The organism is Thermomonas sp. S9, from assembly GCF_024704365.1.
Taxonomy (GTDB): Bacteria; Pseudomonadota; Gammaproteobacteria; order Xanthomonadales; family Xanthomonadaceae; genus Thermomonas.
Map to the genome: position 1 here is coordinate 750,682 of NZ_JAJDFY010000001.1, position 18,202 is coordinate 768,883.

General features: G+C 68.4%; 19 protein-coding genes and 3 pseudogenes. 13 read left to right on the top strand and 9 right to left on the bottom strand.

Annotation, left to right across the window (positions count from 1 at the left end):
• Positions 1-58: 58 nt before the first annotated feature.
• Entirely contained in the window at positions 59-925 is an 867-nt protein-coding gene (locus tag LJB71_RS03690; RefSeq protein WP_259303127.1) for a methylated-DNA--[protein]-cysteine S-methyltransferase, read from the top strand.
• Positions 926-945: 20 nt separating this feature from the next.
• On the opposite strand, the pseudogene LJB71_RS03695 reads toward LJB71_RS03690, so the two are convergent.
• Positions 946-3,407, bottom strand: a pseudogene (locus LJB71_RS03695) (acyl-CoA dehydrogenase).
• A 170-nt stretch (positions 3,408-3,577) separates the two neighbouring features.
• Between LJB71_RS03695 and LJB71_RS03700 the strand changes: the two are divergent.
• From LJB71_RS03700 to LJB71_RS03740, 8 genes and pseudogenes are all read left to right on the top strand, one after another.
• Positions 3,578-4,153 (top strand): TetR/AcrR family transcriptional regulator, encoded by a 576-nt coding sequence (locus LJB71_RS03700; RefSeq protein ID WP_259303128.1) that lies wholly within the window; start codon positions 3,578-3,580, stop codon positions 4,151-4,153.
• 87 nt (positions 4,154-4,240) lie between these two features.
• Positions 4,241-5,996, top strand: a pseudogene (locus LJB71_RS03710) (phosphoenolpyruvate carboxykinase (GTP)).
• 273 nt (positions 5,997-6,269) lie between these two features.
• Entirely contained in the window at positions 6,270-7,349 is a 1,080-nt protein-coding gene (locus tag LJB71_RS03715) for a Plug and carboxypeptidase regulatory-like domain-containing protein (protein WP_259303130.1), read from the top strand.
• Entirely contained in the window at positions 7,249-9,333 is a 2,085-nt protein-coding gene (locus LJB71_RS03720; RefSeq protein ID WP_259303131.1) for a TonB-dependent receptor, read from the top strand. The genes LJB71_RS03715 and LJB71_RS03720 overlap by 101 nt, the downstream gene beginning before the upstream one ends.
• Positions 9,334-9,373: 40 nt before the next feature.
• Entirely contained in the window at positions 9,374-9,853 is a 480-nt protein-coding gene (locus tag LJB71_RS03725; protein ID WP_259303132.1) for a hypothetical protein, read from the top strand.
• Positions 9,854-9,860: 7 nt separating this feature from the next.
• Positions 9,861-10,553 carry a sulfotransferase gene (locus tag LJB71_RS03730; protein ID WP_259303133.1) on the top strand — a complete coding sequence of 231 codons (693 nt, stop codon included), beginning with the start codon at positions 9,861-9,863 and terminating at the stop codon, positions 10,551-10,553.
• Positions 10,487-11,002: a sulfotransferase gene (locus tag LJB71_RS03735; RefSeq protein WP_259303134.1), complete on the top strand. Its 516-nt coding sequence runs from the start codon at positions 10,487-10,489 to the stop codon at positions 11,000-11,002. The genes LJB71_RS03730 and LJB71_RS03735 overlap by 67 nt, the downstream gene beginning before the upstream one ends.
• A 66-nt stretch (positions 11,003-11,068) precedes the next feature.
• Positions 11,069-11,272 carry a hypothetical protein gene (locus LJB71_RS03740; protein WP_259303135.1) on the top strand — a complete coding sequence of 68 codons (204 nt, stop codon included), beginning with the start codon at positions 11,069-11,071 and terminating at the stop codon, positions 11,270-11,272.
• On the opposite strand, the gene LJB71_RS03745 is transcribed toward LJB71_RS03740, so the two are convergent.
• The 6 genes from LJB71_RS03745 to LJB71_RS14510 form a co-directional block, all read right to left on the bottom strand.
• Positions 11,238-11,447 (bottom strand): hypothetical protein, encoded by a 210-nt coding sequence (locus LJB71_RS03745; protein ID WP_310649382.1) that lies wholly within the window; start codon positions 11,445-11,447, stop codon positions 11,238-11,240. The two genes, LJB71_RS03740 and LJB71_RS03745, sit on opposite strands and share 35 nt — an antisense overlap.
• Positions 11,448-11,476: 29 nt before the next feature.
• On the bottom strand, positions 11,477-11,794 hold the full coding sequence (locus LJB71_RS03750; RefSeq protein ID WP_259303136.1) for an ACP phosphodiesterase: 318 nt from the start codon (positions 11,792-11,794) through the stop codon (positions 11,477-11,479).
• A gap of 107 nt (positions 11,795-11,901) precedes the next feature.
• Positions 11,902-12,222 (bottom strand): hypothetical protein, encoded by a 321-nt coding sequence (locus LJB71_RS03755; RefSeq protein WP_259303137.1) that lies wholly within the window; start codon positions 12,220-12,222, stop codon positions 11,902-11,904.
• 85 nt (positions 12,223-12,307) lie between these two features.
• Positions 12,308-13,096: a LytTR family DNA-binding domain-containing protein gene (locus tag LJB71_RS03760; protein WP_259303138.1), complete on the bottom strand. Its 789-nt coding sequence runs from the start codon at positions 13,094-13,096 to the stop codon at positions 12,308-12,310.
• Positions 13,089-13,574: an ATP-binding protein gene (locus LJB71_RS14505; protein ID WP_310649383.1), complete on the bottom strand. Its 486-nt coding sequence runs from the start codon at positions 13,572-13,574 to the stop codon at positions 13,089-13,091. Before LJB71_RS14505 ends, LJB71_RS03760 begins: the two co-directional genes overlap by 8 nt.
• 29 nt (positions 13,575-13,603) lie before the next feature.
• A complete protein-coding gene (locus LJB71_RS14510; protein WP_310649384.1) occupies positions 13,604-14,335 on the bottom strand; it encodes a histidine kinase in 732 nt (243 codons plus the stop codon).
• 183 nt (positions 14,336-14,518) lie between these two features.
• Between LJB71_RS14510 and LJB71_RS03770 the strand changes: the two genes are divergently transcribed.
• On the top strand, positions 14,519-15,304 hold the full coding sequence (locus LJB71_RS03770; RefSeq protein WP_259303139.1) for a hypothetical protein: 786 nt from the start codon (positions 14,519-14,521) through the stop codon (positions 15,302-15,304).
• On the opposite strand, the gene LJB71_RS03775 is transcribed toward LJB71_RS03770, so the two are convergent.
• Together LJB71_RS03775 and LJB71_RS03780 are read right to left on the bottom strand one after the other, a co-directional pair.
• On the bottom strand, positions 15,289-16,185 hold the full coding sequence (locus tag LJB71_RS03775) for a DNA ligase (RefSeq protein WP_259303140.1): 897 nt from the start codon (positions 16,183-16,185) through the stop codon (positions 15,289-15,291). The genes LJB71_RS03770 and LJB71_RS03775 overlap by 16 nt on opposite strands.
• 93 nt (positions 16,186-16,278) lie before the next feature.
• Positions 16,279-16,655, bottom strand: a pseudogene (locus LJB71_RS03780) (YciI family protein).
• 163 nt (positions 16,656-16,818) lie between these two features.
• On the opposite strand from LJB71_RS03780, the gene LJB71_RS03785 reads away from it, so the two are divergent.
• From LJB71_RS03785 to LJB71_RS03795, 3 genes are read left to right on the top strand one after another with little or no spacing between them, the layout of a single operon-like run.
• A complete protein-coding gene (locus LJB71_RS03785; RefSeq protein WP_259303141.1) occupies positions 16,819-17,238 on the top strand; it encodes a YciI family protein in 420 nt (139 codons plus the stop codon).
• A gap of 30 nt (positions 17,239-17,268) precedes the next feature.
• Positions 17,269-17,715: a VOC family protein gene (locus tag LJB71_RS03790; RefSeq protein WP_259303142.1), complete on the top strand. Its 447-nt coding sequence runs from the start codon at positions 17,269-17,271 to the stop codon at positions 17,713-17,715.
• A 39-nt stretch (positions 17,716-17,754) separates the two neighbouring features.
• Positions 17,755-18,162, top strand: coding sequence for a VOC family protein (locus LJB71_RS03795; protein WP_259303143.1), 408 nt, complete (start codon positions 17,755-17,757; stop codon positions 18,160-18,162).
• Positions 18,163-18,202 lie beyond the last annotated feature (40 nt).

An 18,202-nucleotide genomic window follows, 5' to 3' on the forward strand; every position in this document is an offset into this window, starting at 1 on the left:
CGCCGCGGCGTGCAAGAAGCGGGAGGCCGCGCCCGTGCGGCGGCGCTAGAGTGACGGCATGAGCCACGCATCCCTGTCTGTTCCTTCGTCTGCTTCTTCCCGCGGCGATGCCGCCCTGGTCGCGGCCGCCTGCCGGCGGATCGAGCAGGCCGAAACGCCGCCCACGCTGGCCGCGCTGGCGCAGGCCGCCGGGCTGCCGCCGCATCGCTTCCATCGCCTGTTCCGCGCGCTCACCGGGCTCACGCCCCGCGCCTACGCGCAGGCGCGGCGCCGGCAGCGCGCGCAGACTGCCCTGGGCAAGCCCGGCAACGACGTGCTGCAAGCCGCGCTGGAGGCAGGGTTCAATGCGCCCAGCCGGTTTTACGCGAATGCGCCGGCGCTGCTGGGCATGCCGCCGGGGCGCTTCCGCGCGGGAGGCGCCGGGCTGCGCATCCAGTTCGCGCTGGGGCAATGTGCGCTCGGCGCGCTGCTGGTGGCGCGCAGCCCGCGCGGCCTGTGCGCGATCGCGCTCGGGGACGATCCGGAGGAGCTGCTGCGCGCACTGCAGCAGCGGTTTGTGAATGCCGAGCTGATCGGCGGGGACGCGGAGTTCGAGCGTTGGGTCGCGCAGGTCGCGGGTTTCGTGGAGGCGCCGCGCATCGGCCTCGATCTGCCGCTGGACATCCAGGGCACCGCGTTCCAGCAGCGCGTGTGGCAGGCGCTGCGCAAGATTCCGCCGGGCCGTACCGCCAGCTATGCCGAGATCGCCGCGGCGATCGGCCGGCCGAAGGCGGTGCGCGCGGTGGCCGCCGCCTGCGCCGCCAATCCGCTGGCGGTGGCGATTCCCTGCCACCGCGTGGTGCGCAGCGACGGCGGCCTGTCCGGCTACCGCTGGGGCGTGGCGCGCAAGCAGGCGCTGCTGGCGCGCGAGGCGGCCCCGGGGTGAGGTGGGTGCCGCTCGGCGCCTCAGGCGGCGGCCCGCGCCGCGCGGGGGGCGTGGGCCGCGCGCAGTTCCTCGCTGTCGAAGTCGTCCACCATGATGGTGTCGAGGGTGAGCGCGCGCAGGGCCTCGAGCTGGGCGCGCTCGTCCACGCCGATCACTCCCAGGCGCACCGCCTCGTCCAACTGGGCGGGGAACTCGGTGCGTCGATCTGGCCGGACTTGAGCGCCTTGAGGAACTTGCGTTCCACCGGCTCGGCCGCGATCGCCTGCGTCAGGTAGCTGTTGATGCGGCCACCCGGGTTGTGGTCGCCGGGGGTCAGGAACACGCCGGCGGCCAGGCGCTCGCGCGCCTCGTTCGGGTTCATCAGCAGGTTGGCCACCCGCCGCGACAGGCGGTCGCCCGGGGCCACGGCGCGGCGGCCGAGCGGGAACACCAGCGGCCACAGCAGCCAGCCCAGCGGCCGGATCGGGAAGTTGCGCAGCGCCTGCGACAGCGCCAGCTCGATTTCATGCACGCCGTTGTGGAAGGCCCAGGCCAGCAGCGGCTTGTCCGCCTCCGGGCAGCCCTCGTCGTGGTGGCGCTTGAGCACCGCCGCCAGCATGTACAGATGGCTGAGCACGTCGCCGAGGCGGCCCGACAGCGATTCCTTGAACTTCAGGCGGCCGCCCAGCGCGCCCAGCGAAACATCGGTCAGCAGCGCCAGGTTCGCGGCATAGCGGTTGAGCTTGCGGAAGAACCTGCGGGTGTAGGCGTCGCCGGGTACGCCGGCCTGCAGCCGCGCGCTGGTGAGGCCGAACCAGAACGAGCGCGCGGCGTTCGAGATCGCGCCGCCGATGTGCGGGTACAGCGCGGCGTCGAGCGCCTCCAGCCCGACCTTCGCATCCGGGTCCTGCGCCGCGCGCATCTCCTTGAGGATATAGGGATGGCAGAGGATCGAGCCCTGGCCGAAGATCAGCAGGCTGCGGGTCATGATGTTGGCGCCTTCCACCGTGATCGCGATCGGCGCCGCCTGCCAGCCGCGCCCGGCGAAGTTGCGCGGGCCGAGGATGATGCCCTTGCCGCCGATCACGTCCATCACGTCCTTGGAGACTTCGCGCGCCATCGTGGTGCAGTGGTACTTGGCGATCGCCGAGGGCACCGACGGCACATCGCCGCGATCCACCGCCGCGGCGGTGGCCTGCGACAGCGCGCTGATCACATAGGCGCGCCCGCCGATCCGCGCCAGCGCTTCCTCCACGCCCTCGAAGCGGCCGACCGACAGCCCGAACTGCTTGCGGATGCGCGCATAGGCGCCGGTCACCACCGCGCCGGTCTTGGCGCCGCCGCTGGCGGTGGAGGGCAGGGTGATCGAGCGCCCGACCGCCAGGCATTCGTTGAGCATGTTCCAGCCCTTGCCGGCCATGTCCACGCCGCCGATCAGCTGGCTGAGCGGGATGAACACCTCGCGCCCGTGGATCGGGCCGTTCTGGAACGGCGAGTTCAGTGGGAAATGGCGGCGGCCCACTTCCACCCCGGGGGTGTCGCGCGGCAGCAGCGCCAGGGTGATGCCGATGTCGCGGGTCTCGCCCAGCAGCCCGTCGGGGTCGTACATGCGGAAGGCCAGGCCGATCAGGGTCGCCACCGGCGCCAGGGTGATGTAGCGCTTGTCGAAGGTGAGCTTGATGCCCAGCACGTTGGCACCGTTCCACTCACCCTTGCAGACGATGCCGTAATCCGGGATCGAAGTCGCGTCGGAGCCGGCGAACGGCCCGGTCAGGCCGAAGCAGGGCACTTCCTGGCCCGTCGCCAGGCGCGGCAGGTAGTAGTCCTTCTGCTCGCGGGTGCCGTAGCGGTGGATCAGCTCGCCCGGGCCCAGCGAATTGGGCACGCCGACGGTGGCGCTGACCACGCTCGAGATCGAGGCGATCTTCTGGATCACCTTGTGGTGCGCCAGCGCGGAGAAGCCCAGGCCGCCGTACTCCTTCGGGATGATCATGCCGAAGAACCTGTTGCGCTTGAGGAAGTCCCACAGCTCCGGCGGCAGGTCGGCGTGCACGTGGGTGATTTCCCAGTCGTTGATCCGCCTGCACAGCTCTTCCACCGGGCCGTCGAGGAAGGCCTGCTCTTCGGGCGTGAGCTGCGGCTTGGGATAGGCCAGCAGCGTGTTCCAGTCGGGCATGCCGCTGAACAGGTCGCCCTCGAACCCGACCGAGCCGGTTTCCAGCGCGATCCGCTCGGTCTGCGACAGCGGCGGCAGCGCCTTGCGCAGCACGCGCAGGGCCGGCGCGGTCAGCAGCGGCTTGCGGATCGCCGGCACCAGCAGCGGCAGCGCGATCAGCGCCAGCAGCGCGGCGGCGACGAGGGTGGCGGTGGGGTTGGCCTGCAGCAGCCAGCAGGCCACCAGCAGGCTGGCCGCCAGTGCGGCCCAGGTCGCCAGGCGCAGGCGGTGGTAGGCGGCGAAGGCACCGCTGAGGATCAGGGCGAGGAAGGGCAGGACGATGCTCATGACGGGGCTCCCGTGGCGCGGCGGATCGTAGGTGGACAAGCGTTGCGGGCGCAGGCCGGCAGGCTTACCATACGCACTAGTATGGCGCGTGGATATACGCTGTCAACGCGCAAACAAGAGCAAAAACTCAGCATACTTCACCCTGCCATGACGTATGGAACCCGCCTGCCATGATTGAAGCCACCGCTCGCAGCGGACGCCTGAGCGCCGATGACTGGGCCAAGGAAGCGCTGGATCAGATCGCCGAGCAGGGCGTGGCCTCGGTCGCGGTGGAACCGCTGGCGCGCCGCCTGGGCGTCACCAAGGGCAGCTTCTACTGGCACTTTCCCTCGCGCGATGCCCTGCTGCAGGCGGCGCTGGAGCGCTGGGAGCGCGACGAGCAGAACGCCTACGGCGCGCTGGAGGCGATCGCCGATCCCACCGAGCGCCTGCGCACCCTGTTCCGCCTGATCGCCCAGCACAGCAAGACCCACGTCATCTACTCCGAGCTGCTGAAGGCCGCTGGCCACCCGGCGGTGGACGCGGTGCTGGCGCACGTGCTGGAGCGCCGCATCGGCTTTCTGTTCACCTCGTTCCGCCAGGCCGGCCTGAGCCAGAAGGATGCCCTCAACCGGGCGCGCATGACCTACGCAATGTACGTGGGCGTGCTGCAGCTGGAGCTGCCGCGTTTCCAGGCCCGCCAGCCGATCGAAGGCTTCGATGGCTATATCGAGCACATGATGGCGACGCTGGTGCCGCAAGGCTGACCGCCGCCACGCGGCGTGTCGGTATCGGCGTGCCGCAGGCTGCAAACGATTTCAAGAACCGCTCCATCGGCCAAGGACTCATGCCCCATGACCAGCACACTCGAATCCCTCACCCAGTGGGTCGCCGAGGTGGCGCGGCTCACCCGCCCGGCCGCCATCCACTGGTGCGACGGCAGTGATGCCGAGAACGCGGCGCTGATCGCGCGGATGGAAGCCGACGGCACCCTGATCCGCCTCAACGAGGCCACCCATCCCGGCAGCTACCTGCACCGCTCGCACCCGGACGACGTCGCCCGCGTCGAGCACCTCACCTTCGTCTGCACCCGTGAGCGCGAGGACGCCGGCCCCAACAACCACTGGATGGCGCCAGCGGAGGCGCACGCCAGGATGGACGCGCTGTTCGACGGCTGCATGCAGGGCCGCACGCTGTACGTCATCCCCTACTGCATGGGCCCGATCGACTCGCCGCTCGTCGCGCTGCGGGGTGGAGATCACCGACTCGCCGTACGTGGTCGCCAACATGCGCATCATGACCCGCATGGGCGCGCCGGCGCTGGCGCGGATCGAGCGCGAGGGCCGCTTCGTGAAGGGGCTGCACTCCACCGGCGAACTCGACCCCGAGCGCCGCTTCATCATGCACTTCCCCGAGGAGCTGACGATCAAGTCCTACGGCTCCGGCTACGGCGGCAACGCGCTGCTGGGCAAGAAGTGCCACGCGCTGCGCATCGCCAGCCACCAGGCGCGCCAGGAAGGCTGGCTGGCCGAGCACATGCTGATCCTCGGGATCGAGACCCCGCAGGGCCGGACCCACTACATCGCCGCCGCGTTTCCCTCGGCCTGCGGCAAGACCAACCTGGCCATGCTGATTCCGCCGGAAGGCTACCGCCGCGCCGGCTGGAAGGTCTGGACCATTGGCGACGACATCTGCTGGATGCGTCCCGGCGCCGACGGTCGCCTGTATGCGATCAACCCGGAGGCCGGCTTTTTCGGGGTGGCCCCAGGCACATCGGCCAAGTCCAATCCGAACGCGCTGGCCTCGGTGCAGGCCAACACCATCTTCACCAACGTCGGCGTCACCGCGGACCACCAGCCGTGGTGGGAAGGCATCGACAACGGCCTCACCCCGGCGCTGGACTGGCGCGGCGAGCCGTTCGACCCGGCCAAGCGCCCGGCCGCGCATCCGAACGCGCGCTTCACCGTCAGTGCCCGCCAGTGCCCGTCGTACTCGCCGATGGCCGAGGACCCGCAGGGCGTGCCGATCAGCGCCATCGTGTGCGGTGGTCGCCGCGCCTCGCTGGCGCCGCTGGTGTTCCAGGCGCGCGACTGGACCCACGGCGTGCTGGTGGGGGCGGCGATGGGCTCGGAGACCACCGCCGCGGCGACCGGCGCGGTCGGCGTGATGCGCCGCGACCCGATGGCGATGAAGCCGTTCTGCGGCTACAACTTCGCCGACTACTTCGCGCACTGGCTGTCGTTCGACCGCCCGGGCGCGCAGCTGCCCGCGATCTTCCACGTCAACTGGTTCCGCAAGGGCGACGACGGCGCGTTCCTGTGGCCCGGCTTCGGCGACAACCTGCGCGTGCTGGAGTGGATGATCGGGCGGGTGGAAGGCCGCGCCGGCGCGGTCGAGACCCCGATCGGCCACCTGCCGGCCGAGGCCGACCTCAACCTCGAGGGTGTGGCGCTGTCCGACGAGGCGCGCGCCAAGCTGTTCGGCCTCGACCATGCGGGCTGGCAGGCCGAGTTCGCCAGCATCGGCCGCTACCTCGAGGACTACGGCCCGCGCCTGCCGCAGGCCCTGCGCGCGGAGCAACAGCGCATCGCACGCGCCCTGGCGGCCTGACCGATCAGCGCCAACGCGGCGTTCCTCCCCGCAAGCCCCGGCACCCGCCGGGGCTTGCCGTTTGTGCCGCCAGCCGCAACCGGCGCCGTGCCGTCAAGTTCCGCCCGGCACCCGTTGCGCCTGAAACTGAATGCGCAGATAGCATCATGAATGCGGCCTGAGGGCCTTGTTAAAGAATTGTTGACTGGTCTATAGTCGGACAGTCGGGCCATCGCAGGCCGGGCGTATCTGTACAACTTCTAGTCACTTCGTCCCACATGGGGGTTACACACAATGGCTTCTAATTACCTGGCCAAGGGCCTGAAGCGAAGCGCACTGACCGTTGCTCTGGGTCTGTGCTTCGCGGGTGGCGTGCAGGCGCAAAGCACCACGGGCGGCATCAACGGTTCCGCGCCGGCAGGCTCGACCGTGACCGTGACCAACAACAGCGGCTTCACCCGCACCGTCAATGTCGATGAGAACGGCCGCTACAACTTCAACAACCTGCCGGTCGGCAGCTACACCGTGACCTCCGGCAGCGAGAAGCGGGAAGTGGTGGTGACCGTCGGCTCCAGCGTGGCCGCCTCCTTCGGTGGCGCCACCACCCTCGGGACCGTCACCGTCACCGGCACGAGCATCGCGCCGATCGACACCACGACGCTGGATACCCGTTCCGTGGTCACGGCGCAGCAGCTGGAACGCCTGCCGCTGGCGCGTTCCGCTGAGGCCATTGCGCTTCTTGCCCCGGGCGCGGTCACTGGCGCCGCTGGCTTCTTCGGTGGCCTGGTGTCCTTCGGCGGCTCCGGTGTGTCCGAGAACGCTTACTACGTGAACGGCTACTTCACCGGCGAGCCGGTGTCCAACCTCGGTGGGTTCACCCTGCCGTACCAGGCCATCGAGCAGCAGGAAACCTTCCTGGGTGGCTACAGCGCGAAGTACGGCCGCTCCGACGGTGGCGTGATCAGCCAGATCGGCAAGCGCGGCACCAATGACTGGCATTTCGGTGGCCAGGTGACCTACATCCCGAAGAGCCTGCGCGGCACGCAGAAGGATATTTACTTCCCGAATCTGAGCCTGCCGAGCGGCTACAGCTACGAAGACTCGTCCCTGCCGGGCACGCTCTTCCAGCGTGGCAAGGAGACCACCTCCTGGAGCCACAGCCTACACCGCCTACGCCAGCGGTCCCATCATCAAGGACCGCCTGTTCTTCTTCGCGTTGGGCGAGTGGAACCGCACCGAGGCCACCACGCCTCCGTCGAAGCTAGCCTCGGCGATGCGCCTGACCGACAACACCACCAAGAATCCGAAGCTGTACGGCAAGCTGGACTGGTCGATCACCGACAACCACCTTCTCGAATACACCTACCTGAGTGACAAGTCTGACCGTACGGGGCAGTTCTATGCCTACGACTTCGCCACGGGTAACGTGGGTGCCGTGCTGACGGCGGTGCCGGATCCGTTCTATCAGAAGAACGAGATCAATATCGCCAAATACACGGGCTATCTCACCGACACGCTCACCCTGAGCGCTATGTACGGCGAGAGCACCCTGCACAAGCGCCAGATCAACCCGTCCATCCTGCCGGGCGTGCCGCTGCTGGGCGGCGTCACCAACCAGAATCCGGCGATCACGGGCGGCACCCCGATCACCAACAACCAGAGCGGTGCCGTTGGTATCAATGCCAAGGACAAGAGCAAGGGGATGCGCGTCGACCTCGAGTGGGTGCTGGGGCGCCACACGCTGACCGCCGGCATCGACAACATCAAGTTCGAGGCCTTCAACGAAGGCCAGGATCAGCTGGTCGATCGTTGGATTTATGGCCGTACCACCGGCAACATCGTTCCGGGACACGTCGGTAGCCCGGCGAGTCCGTCCAATCCGAACGGTTACTACGCTTACAAACTGATCTTCAAGACCGCGACCAGCATGTCGCTGGATCAGAAGGCGTACTATCTGGAAGACCGCTGGCAGATCACGGACAATTTCCTGCTGTCGCTGGGTATCCGCAACGACAAGTTCACCAACAAGAACAATGTGGGCGAAGCCTATCTCGACGCGAAGAACCAGTGGGCGCCGCGCATTGGCTTCTCGTGGGACGTGAACGGCGATGCCTCGATGAAGGTGTTTGGTAACGCGGGCCGCTACTTCCTGGCGCTGCCGAACAACGTCGCCATCCGCGGCGCTTCGGCCTCGACCTTCACCCGTGAATACTTCACCTACACCGGCATCGCGCCAGATGGCACCCCGACCGGCCTGACCCCGGTGCCGCGTACCGACGGCGGCAGCGGTCCGTATTCGTCGAATGGCGAGTATGGCACCCCGGTCGACGTGAAGGCCTTCGCGCCTTCGGATCTGAAGAACATGTATCAGGATGAGTTCATCCTGGGCATGGAGAAGATGCTGACCCCGAACCTGATGCTGGGCGCCAAGCTGACTCACCGCAGCCTCAAGGCCGCGGTGGACGACTTCTGCGATCCTTACGCCCTGATGGATGCGGCGGGTCTGACTCCGGTCGACTTCCAGAACGGTAAGTTCATCGCAACCAACTCGGGCGGTAATCGGATGGAGGTTGCCTTCTGCTACATGTTCAATCCGGGCGGCAGCAATACCTACAGCTTTGCCAACGTGGACGCTAGCAACAATCCCACCGGCACCCGCACCGACATCAAGATCAGCTCCGCGCAGCTGGGCTTCGATCAGGGCGTGAAGCGCACCTATGTCGCGCTTGACCTCTATCTGGATCGTCCGTGGGATGGCAAGTGGGAGGCCCGCATCGACTACACCTTCAGCAAGAGCCGCGGCAATACCGAGGGCCAGGTGAAGTCCGAGTTCGGCCAGACCAATATCTCCAAGACCCAGGATTGGGATGCGGCCGCGCTCATGCGCTACTCCTATGGCTATCTGGCCAACGACCGCCGGCATCAGTTGAAGATGCGCGGCAGCTACGCCATCACCGACGAGTGGCTGGTGTCGGGCAACGTCCGCATCGTGTCGGGTGCGCCGATCAGCTGCCTGGGCTATTTCAACCCCGGTAACATCGACGAAAACGATCCGGCGGCCGACCCGGTTGGCTATGGTTCCAGCTATCACACCTGCTTCGGCCAGATTGCGACCCCGGGCAGCCAGCGCACGCCCTGGACCAAGACCATCGATTTGGGTCTGGTCTACCGCCCCGCTTACTTCGACAAGAAGCTCGCGGTGGGGTTGAACGTGCGCAACCTGACCAACGATCGCAAGGTTACCCAGGTGGATGTCACTTCGGAGACCGCGCCGTACACGGTGGACAACAACTATCTGCGGCCGATTGCGCTGCAGCCGCCGCGCACCGTGCAGTTCTCGGTCACGTACGACTGGTAATCCGCTTCGCAAAGGCAGGTGCTGATAGCGCCTGTCCCCAGTGAGCCACTTCACCGGCCCCGCAAGGGGCCGGTTTTTTTGCCAAGATGGTGCGCAGTATGGAAGCGAAATTGTCAGCGGCAAGGCAACTGGCGCACGGACTCGCCACCAGGGGGCATGGGCCGAGGCGCGCGCATTGTGGCTGCGCGAATTGGCTGGCGCGCCGGGCTCCGGTGACGTCATGGTGGAGTTGTCGTATGTCGAATCCCATGCTGGGCGCTATCGGCAGGCGGTGGAATGGGCGCAGCGCGCCTCGAAGCATTTGCCGGTCACTGGTGAGGGGAGGCTTGGCCTGATCCGGCGGTTGCATACCTTCGGCCTTTCCGAGGACTTGCATGGGACGGCACTATCCTTGCTGGCACAGGCGGATGTATTCCCGGCGGTTTTGGCGGAATGTGGCCGCTGCCTGAGCCTGGCCGGTGATTTCGCCATGGCGCGTCGATGCATCGATGCTGCGATGCGGCAGGAGCCAGTCCAGTGAGGGAGTCTTGCTCCTGCATGCCCAGCTGCTGGTTCAGGAAGGAGCCTCGGAGGAGGCCGAGGGGATTTTCGAAGGGCTGCTTGCGCGTAATCCCGCGAATGCGCAGGCCTGGTGGCTGCTGGCCAGACTCCGGGTCCATACGCGAGAATGCAACCATATTCCGGAAATTCTTTCCGCATTGCGGGCCGTCGATGGGGATCCGCAGCGGGTAGCGCTGCTGGCACGGGCGCTGCACAAGGAGGCGGATGATGCCGGTGATGTCGCGCTGGCATGGAACGCACTCGAGTTGATGTGCCGCGCCAAGAGCAGCGTGGAGGGCTACTCCGCGCCGGAGGAACGGCGCTTGCTGCGACGCCTGCTGGATTTCCCGGAGGAAGTAGTAAAGCCCTTTGCCGATCAGGATGTGGTGCCGGTGTTCATCGTCGGCATGCACCGGTCTGGCACCACATTGCTGGAGCAGATGCTCGCCGCCAGCCCCCAGCTGAGAGCCCTGGGCGAGCTCAATGATTTTCCCGCGGCCTTGCGGTTTGCGGCTGACTGCCATGCGCGGGATGTCGTCGATGTGAATGTGCTGGATGGGTTGACTGGTCCGGCAGCAGGAGAAATCGGGGCTATTTATTTGAACCGGGTCGCATGGCGCCTGGGGGGGCTCCGTTCTTCACGGACAAGCAGCCGGGCAATTACAGGGTCATCGGCCTGATCTGTCGGGCATTGCCGCAGGCCAGGATACTCCACATGGTGAGGCATCCCATGGAGGTCTGTTTTTCCAATCTGCGGGAGATTTTCAACGGGGTCAATACGTTTTCGTACGATCAAATAGCGCTGGCCGAGCATTACCTCGGGTATCGCGACCTGATGGCGCATTGGCACCGGATGTTTCCCGGCAGGGTGCTCGATGTCAATTATGCGGATTTGGTCTCCGATCCCGAGAGCAGTCTGCGCAAAGTGGCAGCCTTCTGTGGCATTGAGTACGTGCCGGGGATGGCGGACCCACGCAACAGTCGCCGCAAGGCGGTGGCGACTGCCAGTACGCTGCAGGTGCGACAGCCCGTCATCGGACGCAGCGTTCCGAGATGGATGGCCTACAAATCCTATCTGCAGCCACTCATGGAGGCGTTGCGCAGCGGTGGATGTGCGGTAGAGCCATGACTTCCAGCACGTGTCGCCTGATGCCTGGTGTTGTACATTACTAATACACCAATTCAGGAGGCAGCCATGAACATTTCCAGCATCTCCACCACCTCTCGCAGCAGCCTGGCCGGCGAGCGCCGCAAGGCACCGCGGCATCCGAACGAGGTCGAGACCCACCTGCAGCGGATGGGCGAGCGCGAGTTCGGCATCGGCTACGGCCGCAGCAGCGGGTATGCCCGCGTGCGCAGCTACGTCAGCAGCCAGCCGGCGCTGTTCCGCTGCCGCTGAACGTGGCATCCGGATCGGCACGCCATGCGGCGGCGGCCTGCAGCAGGCCCGGGAAGAACGCCTCGAACGTCGCCTGCATGTGCGCTTCGTCTGCGCGCAGCATCGCGAGGCAGGCCACCAGCTTCTCGCCGTTGCGCGAGAGCCGGGTGGCGATGCCGCGCACCGCGGCGTCCACGCTCTCGCGCCGGGCATACGCGCCCAGCTTCAGTCCTGCGCCGCCATCCGCGGTGCCAGCGCCGCCAGCCGTGGCGGCAGCACGCCGCGCCGCTCGCCCAGGACCCGGTAGACCCGGGCGGTGAAGGCGTCCAGCGGGGTGGCGTCCCAGCGCGCCCAGCCGTGCGCCAGGCAGTGGTCGAAGTACACGTCCAGCACGATGCCGGCATAGCGGCGCAGCGGGCCGAAGCGCGCGCGGGCGGCCGCCACCGCCGGGTGCGCGTCGGTATAGCGGTCGATCCGCCGGTGGCGCACGATCTCCGCCCGTACCGGGACAGGCCAGTCGGCCAGCGCACGTTGCCCAGGCACGAAATCCCCCAGCAGCGCGCCGAGGATGGCGTCATCGGACTGCCGCGCCAGCTCAGGCGTGGGCGAGGTAGTTCATGCGCCGATGGTACGGCGCGGGGCGGGGGCGGTCAGTGCGGGGCCGCCGCAGCGGCGCCTTGCGCCGGGTCGGGCTTGCAGTCCGGGCCGAGCGGGCGGGCGTCGGCGGCCACGCACGGGGTGAAATCGCGCAGCCCCGCGAACTGGCGGGTATCGCCGCGGGCCACCGCAAAGCGGCGCAGTGGCGCCAGCGCGCAGTCGCGGCGCTGGCCGCAGGCCTCCGGGTACAGGGTGTAGTGGCACCAGCCGCTGTCGCTGGCGCGGCATTCGAAGCGGGCCACGCCGGCTTCCACGCGCGCCCGGCTGGACAGGCTGACATGGCCGTCCTGCGCGATCCGGCTGGTGTAGTCCACGCCCCCATCGAACAGCCGGCCAGGGCCAGCAGGAACTGCAGCAGGGCGACGAGCTTGCTGATGCCGAAATCGAACATGCCGGGCCTCACATGTGCTTGAACAGGGCCATGAACGGCTGGCTGACGGTGAGCGTCTCCGCGCGCTGCTTCAGGCGTACGGTGCCGCGCCCGCTGTCGTCGCGGACGATGCCGGCAATGGCCTTGAGGTTGACGATGGTGGAGCGGTGGATCTGCTTGAACGTGCGCGCGTCCAGGCGCGGCAGCAGCTCGCGCAGCGAGCTGCGCAGCAGCGCCTCGCCCTCGGCGGTGACCACGGTGGTGTACTTCTGGTCGGCGCGGAAATACAGCACGTCGTCCACCAGCACCAGGCGGGTCTCGCGGCCGGCGCTGGCGGTCAGCCAGGTCAGCGGCTCGGGGGCATCGGCCTGCCGCGGCAGTGCGCCCAGCTGGCCCAGCAAGGCGGCCAGGGTGGCGGCATCGGGCTGCCCGTCGCGCACCTGCAGGCGGGCCACGGTGGCATCCAGGCGCTCCGGCTTGACCGGCTTGAGCAGGTAGTCGATGGCGCCGCGCTCGAACGCGTCGATGGCGTACTGGTCGTAGGCGGTGACGAACACGATGCGCGTGCGCGGGCTGGCTTCGGCCGCGATCGCGGCGACTTCCAGCCCGGTCAGGCCGGGCATGCGGATGTCGAGGAAGGCGACGTCCGGCTGGTGCTCGGCCAGCGCTTCCACCGCGCCGGCACCATCCTCGCATTCGGCCAGCACCCGCAGGCCGGGCCAGGCGCGCTTCAGTTCCGCCACCAGCGCCTGCCGCAGCAGCGGCTCGTCCTCGGCGACGACGCAGGTCCAGCTTCTGGCGGGTGCGGTCTCAGTCATGGCGGACTCCGCTGGACGGTACCGTGATCGTGGCGGCGACCCCGCTGGGGAAATTGGCGATCACCGCGAGGCTGGCCTCGCCGGCGTAGCGCAGGCGCAACCGCTCGCGCACGTTCTTCAGACCGATGCCGCTGCCGCTGGTCTGGGTGTTGAAGCCTGCGCCGTCGTCAGCCACCGTCACCGCGATCCTGCCATCGTCGTCGCGGCGCGCGCGGACCCACACGGTGCCGCCGCCGGTGCGGGGTTCCAGGCCGTGCTTGATCGCGTTCTCCACCAGCGTCTGCAGCATCATCGCCGGCAGCGGGGTGGCGCGCAGCGCCTGCGGCACGTCCACCTGCACCGACAGGCGGTCGCCCATGCGGATCTTCAGGATCTCCAGGTAGGCCAGCGCGCGCTCCAGTTCCATGCCCAGCGTGGACATGTCGTCCGCGGCGTCGGGCAGCGAGCGGCGCAGATACTGGATGAGATGGCCCAGCATGGCTTCGGCGCGCGCGGGATCGCTGCGGGTCAAAGCTGCGCGCTGGCCAGCGTGTTGTAGAGGAAGTGCGGTTCCACCTGCGCGTGCAGCAGGTGCAGCCTGGCCTCGGTGAGCTCCTTCTCGGTCGCGGTCTGCGCGGCGCTGGCCTGCTCGCGGCGGCGGCGGTCGCCGATGCGGCGGGTGATGGCGCGCGCGATCGCCTCGGCGTTCTCGAAATTGGTGCCGTCGTCGACCAGGAACCAGTCGCTCCAGGCCGGGCTTTCCGGTTCGCAGATCAGGGTGACGCGGCCGCTGTCGCCGGCTGGCGTCACCGTGGCCTGCAGCAGGTTGTGGTCGGGCGCGAACCACAGCAGCGGGTTCCAGCGCCGCAGCGGCGGCTCGCCGTACAGGTGCGGGCGGGCGATCTTCGCGCGCACCTGCAGGCTGTCGCGTGCCGCACGCACGTCGCCGACGCCCGGCAGTTCGCGGACTGCAGCTTCGACTACGTCGAACGCCTCGCCGGCTTCCAGCGGGATCTCGATGATCCGCTTCTGGCGGTTGTCCAGGGTCTCGTTATCCACCCGCCCGGCCACCAGGCGCACGCGGTGCAGATGCGAGACCGCGCCGGCGATCACCAGGCCCATGGTGAAGAACGTGAACAGCACCGCCGGAAACTCCAGCTGGCCGATCAGCGGCAGGCTGGAATACAGGCCGACCACCAGCATCACCGCCAGACCCCAGGCGATGGTGATGCGCAGCAGGAAGAACAGGCGCTTGAACATGGGCGATGGGCCGTCGGGAGATGGCCGCGAGCATAGCCGCGCCGATCCGGATGGGAAGGTGGCGCGCGACGAACCCCGGGTTTGCCGCGACGAAGCGGGCATCGCCCGGCATGACCTCCGGCCCGTGTTCGCCGCGTTCGGCCGTGGATGATGGGGGCACCCAACGCCACCCCGGAGTCCGCCATGCGCCGCGTCCTGCCTGCATCGTCTCTCGCCCCGGCCCTGGCGGCGGCGCTGGCCATCACCCTGCTGCCCGGCTGCGCCAGCACCGGCGGTGCCGGTTCCTCCGATGTCCGCGCGGTGCTGGCCGACCCGGCGCGCAGCGCCGCCGATCGCGAGCGCGACGCGCGCGACAAGCCCGCCGAGGTGCTGGCGCTGGCGAAGTTCAAGCGCGGCGACACCGTGGCCGACATCCTCTCCGGTGGCGGCTACTACGCGGAGATCCTGTCCGGGATCGTCGGGCCGCGCGGCAAGGTGCTGCTGGTCAACAACACCGGTTACGAGGCGTTCGGCGGCAAGGCGCTGGCCGCGCGCCTGGCCAACGGTCGCCTGCCCAACGTCACCCACGTGGTGGGCCCCAGCGACGCGCTGGGCATGGGCGAGAACGTGCTCGACGGCGCGGTGATCGTGATGTCCTACCACGACCTGTACTGGGTGGACGAGAAGGAAGGCTGGCCGCAGGTCGATGCCGGCCGGTTCCTCGACCAGGTGGTGCGCGCGCTCAAGCCCGGCGGCGTACTGCTGGTGGTGGATCACAGCGCCAGGCCCGGCACCGGCAGCGCCGACGCGCAGACCCTGCATCGGATCGACGAGCAGTTCGCAATCGCCGATTTCCGCCAGCACGGCCTGCAGTGGGAGGCGGCGATCCCGGTGCTGCGCAATCCGGAGGACGACCGCAGCAAGAGCGTGTTCGACCCCGCCATCCGCGGCAGGACCGACCGCTTCGTGCATCTTTACCGCAAGCCCTGAGCGGAAGCCCCGGCCGGCCCGCCGCGCGCCGGCCTCTCGTCGCGGATGCGTAGGTAGCGGGCGAAGCGCGGGGTGCCCTTGGCGGTCAGGCCGTCGTAGCGGTAGGTCACCACGGTGCCGGGCGGCGGCGGCTGCCGGCGGTCGGCGTCGGACAACCCGCTGCCGAGTGCGAAACGGCGGCCGCGGGCATCCTCCACCAGCAGGGCGCCGACCATCCCGGCGTACTTGCCCTGTCCGGGGCGGTAGCCGACCACGCGCGCCTCGGCATCGGCGGCGGGCTTGTATTTGAGCAGGTCCTCGCTGCGGCCGCCGCGGTAGCGGGCATCGCACCGGTGCAGCACCAGGCCCTCGCCGCCGGCGGCGATGACCGCGCGCAGGCGCGCATCCAGCTGGGCGCGATTGGCCACGGGCGCCTGCGCGATGGCGCGCAGATGCGGCGCGCCGGCCTTCGCCACCAGTGCGCGCAGGCGCGTCGCGCGCTGGCCGAACACCCCGGGATCGGCGGGCAGGTCGAACGCCATGAAGCGCACCTGGTGCCAGCCGCCGGCGTCCCTCCGCAGCGCGCGTACCAGGTCGCTGATCTGCTGGAAGCGGCCGCGCGCGATCCACAGCTCGCCGTCCATCGGCTGCGGCGGCCAGCCGGCGGTGAACCAGCCGGGCGCGTCGATCGCATCGCCGTTGCGGGTCAGCAGGCGGCGGCCATCCCAGCGTGCGCGCACGCCGTCCAGCTTTTCGCTGACCAGCCAGGCCGGGAGGTCGATCCCGTCGTGCATCCGCATCGCCAGCATCGGCGCCGGCGACAGGCTGGCCGACCACGCCGGGCACGGCGCTAGGCAGGCGGTGGCGATCAGCAGGGCGAGCAGGGCAGGGCGCGGATGCATGGCGGGCTCCGGTGAGGCGGGCGGCCAGCGTCGCGCGGCGTGCGGGTCCTGGCCATCGGCCGCTACCGCATGCAGGCGTGGGGATTTTCCGTCTCAGCCGGCGCCGACGCGTCCGCGCACGGCCTGCATGTCGCGCACCGGGCGCACTTCAATGCTGCCGAAGCGCGCCCACGGGAACTGGCGGGCGATCTCCATCGCCGCGTCCATCGAGTCGGCCTCGATCAGGTTGAAGCCGGCCAGGAACTCGCGCGTTTCGGCGAACGGCCCGTCGGTCACCCGCGCCAGCCCGTCGCGCACGCGCAGGGTGCGCGCACTGGCGGGTCTTCCAGCTGCTGCGAGCCCAGCAGGCAGCCGCTGTCGCGCAGGGCGTCGGCCTTCTCGAAGCAGCCGCGCATCAGGCGGTCGAACTCGCCTGCCGGCAACGCGTCGAGCAAGGCGGGATCGATATGGATCAGGGTCAGGTACTGCATTGCCGCCTCCGTTCCAGGGTCCGGCGATCATGCCCGCCGGCGGGATTCCGGACAAACTGAATGGGCGGAAATATTTTTTCGTGCGGATGTCGATCCCGGGTCTCCCCATTCGTCGTTGATGACAATGACGGGGCACTTCTTTCCCCGCATGGAGGGCATTGGCATGAAAGTGATGGTGATGGTGAAGGCCACGGCGGACTCGGAGGCCGGCCTCATGCCCGGCACCGAGCTGCTGGAGGCGATGGGCAAATTCAACGAGGCGCTGGTCGATGCCGGCGTGATGCTGGCCGGCGAGGGCCTGGCGCCCAGTTCGCGCGGCGTGCGGGTGGCGTTCGATGGCCCGCAGCGGCGCGTGGTCGATGGCCCGTTCGCGGAAACGCGCGAACTGGTGGCCGGCTTCTGGCTGTGGCAGGTGCGTTCGATGGACGAGGCGATCGAATGGGCCAAGCGCTGCCCGAACCCGATGCCCGGCCCGTCCGAGCTGGAAATCCGCCCATTGTTCGAGGCCGCCGACTTTGGTGATGCCTTCACGCCCGAGTTGCAGGCGCAGGAGCAACGCCTGCGCGAGCGGCTGGGGAATTGAACGCAACATCCACGACAGGAGCACCACGCCATGAAGATCGTTACCAGCCTGAGTTTCCAGGGCCAATGCCGCGAAGCGTTCGAGTTCTATGCCGAGGTCCTGGGCGGCAAGGTCACCGCCGCCTTTCCGTACGGCGCTGCGCCGCCGGACATGCCGGTCACCGACGAGAAATACAAGGACTGGCTCATGCACTGCTGGCTGGAAGTCGGTGACCAGGCGCTGATGGGCGCCGACATGGACACCGCCTGGGCGCCCAACGTGGACAAACCCAAGAACGGCTTCGATGTCACCCTGCACACCGAAGACGCGGCGCAGGCCAAACGCTGGTTCGATCGGCTGGCCCAGGGCGGCCGCACGGTGATGGCGTTCGGCGAGACCTTCTGGTCGCCCGGCTTCGGCTCGCTCATCGACAGGTTTGGCGTGCCGTGGATGATCAACGTCGTTCCCGCCGCCGACTGGAAGCCGTCGCAGGCCTGATCCGCACGTTCCTCCATGACTGATACCAAAGGACATTCCATGCCCCGCAACCTTTACGTCACCCTGCCGGTGAAGGACTTGGACCGCAGCGTCGACTTCTTCGAAGCCCTCGGCTTCTCGTTCAATCCGGACTTCACCGGCGAGCACGGCGCCGCCCTGGTCATCAACGAGCGCACCAACGTCATGCTGGTGTCCGAGGCGTTCTTTTCCACCCTGTCCAGGGTCCCGATCACCGATCCGCGCAAGGCCACCGAGGCGCTGTTCTCGCTCTCGATGGACAGCCGGGAGGACGTGGATGCGCTGGTGCGCAAGGCGATTGCAGCCGGCGCCACGGAAGGCCACGAACCGGAGGACCTGGGCTTCATGTATTCGTGGGCGTTCGTGGATCTGGACGGCCACCAGTGGGGCGTGTTCCACATGGACGCATCGCAGATGCCGGCGCAGTAAGCCGACGCTTGCGTGGTCCAGCAGGCGATGGTGTCATCGG

What these genes read in the sequence shown, in the direction of transcription:
- LJB71_RS03690 (WP_259303127.1), top strand. Translation starts at nt 59, where the DNA reads ATGAGCCACGCATCCCTGTCTGTTCCTTCGTCTGCTTCTTCCCGCGGC.
- LJB71_RS03700 (WP_259303128.1), top strand. Translation starts at nt 3,578, where the DNA reads ATGATTGAAGCCACCGCTCGCAGCGGACGCCTGAGCGCCGATGACTGG.
- LJB71_RS03715 (WP_259303130.1), top strand. Translation starts at nt 6,270, where the DNA reads ATGGCTTCTAATTACCTGGCCAAGGGCCTGAAGCGAAGCGCACTGACC.
- LJB71_RS03720 (WP_259303131.1), top strand. Translation starts at nt 7,249, where the DNA reads ATGCGCCTGACCGACAACACCACCAAGAATCCGAAGCTGTACGGCAAG.
- LJB71_RS03735 (WP_259303134.1), top strand. Translation starts at nt 10,487, where the DNA reads ATGGCGCCTGGGGGGGCTCCGTTCTTCACGGACAAGCAGCCGGGCAAT.
- LJB71_RS03740 (WP_259303135.1), top strand. Translation starts at nt 11,069, where the DNA reads ATGAACATTTCCAGCATCTCCACCACCTCTCGCAGCAGCCTGGCCGGC.
- LJB71_RS03760 (WP_259303138.1), bottom strand. Translation starts at nt 13,096, where the DNA reads ATGACTGAGACCGCACCCGCCAGAAGCTGGACCTGCGTCGTCGCCGAG.
- LJB71_RS14505 (WP_310649383.1), bottom strand. Translation starts at nt 13,574, where the DNA reads ATGCTGGGCCATCTCATCCAGTATCTGCGCCGCTCGCTGCCCGACGCC.
- LJB71_RS14510 (WP_310649384.1), bottom strand. Translation starts at nt 14,335, where the DNA reads ATGTTCAAGCGCCTGTTCTTCCTGCTGCGCATCACCATCGCCTGGGGT.
- LJB71_RS03770 (WP_259303139.1), top strand. Translation starts at nt 14,519, where the DNA reads ATGCGCCGCGTCCTGCCTGCATCGTCTCTCGCCCCGGCCCTGGCGGCG.
- LJB71_RS03775 (WP_259303140.1), bottom strand. Translation starts at nt 16,185, where the DNA reads ATGCATCCGCGCCCTGCCCTGCTCGCCCTGCTGATCGCCACCGCCTGC.
- LJB71_RS03785 (WP_259303141.1), top strand. Translation starts at nt 16,819, where the DNA reads ATGAAAGTGATGGTGATGGTGAAGGCCACGGCGGACTCGGAGGCCGGC.
- LJB71_RS03790 (WP_259303142.1), top strand. Translation starts at nt 17,269, where the DNA reads ATGAAGATCGTTACCAGCCTGAGTTTCCAGGGCCAATGCCGCGAAGCG.
- LJB71_RS03795 (WP_259303143.1), top strand. Translation starts at nt 17,755, where the DNA reads ATGCCCCGCAACCTTTACGTCACCCTGCCGGTGAAGGACTTGGACCGC.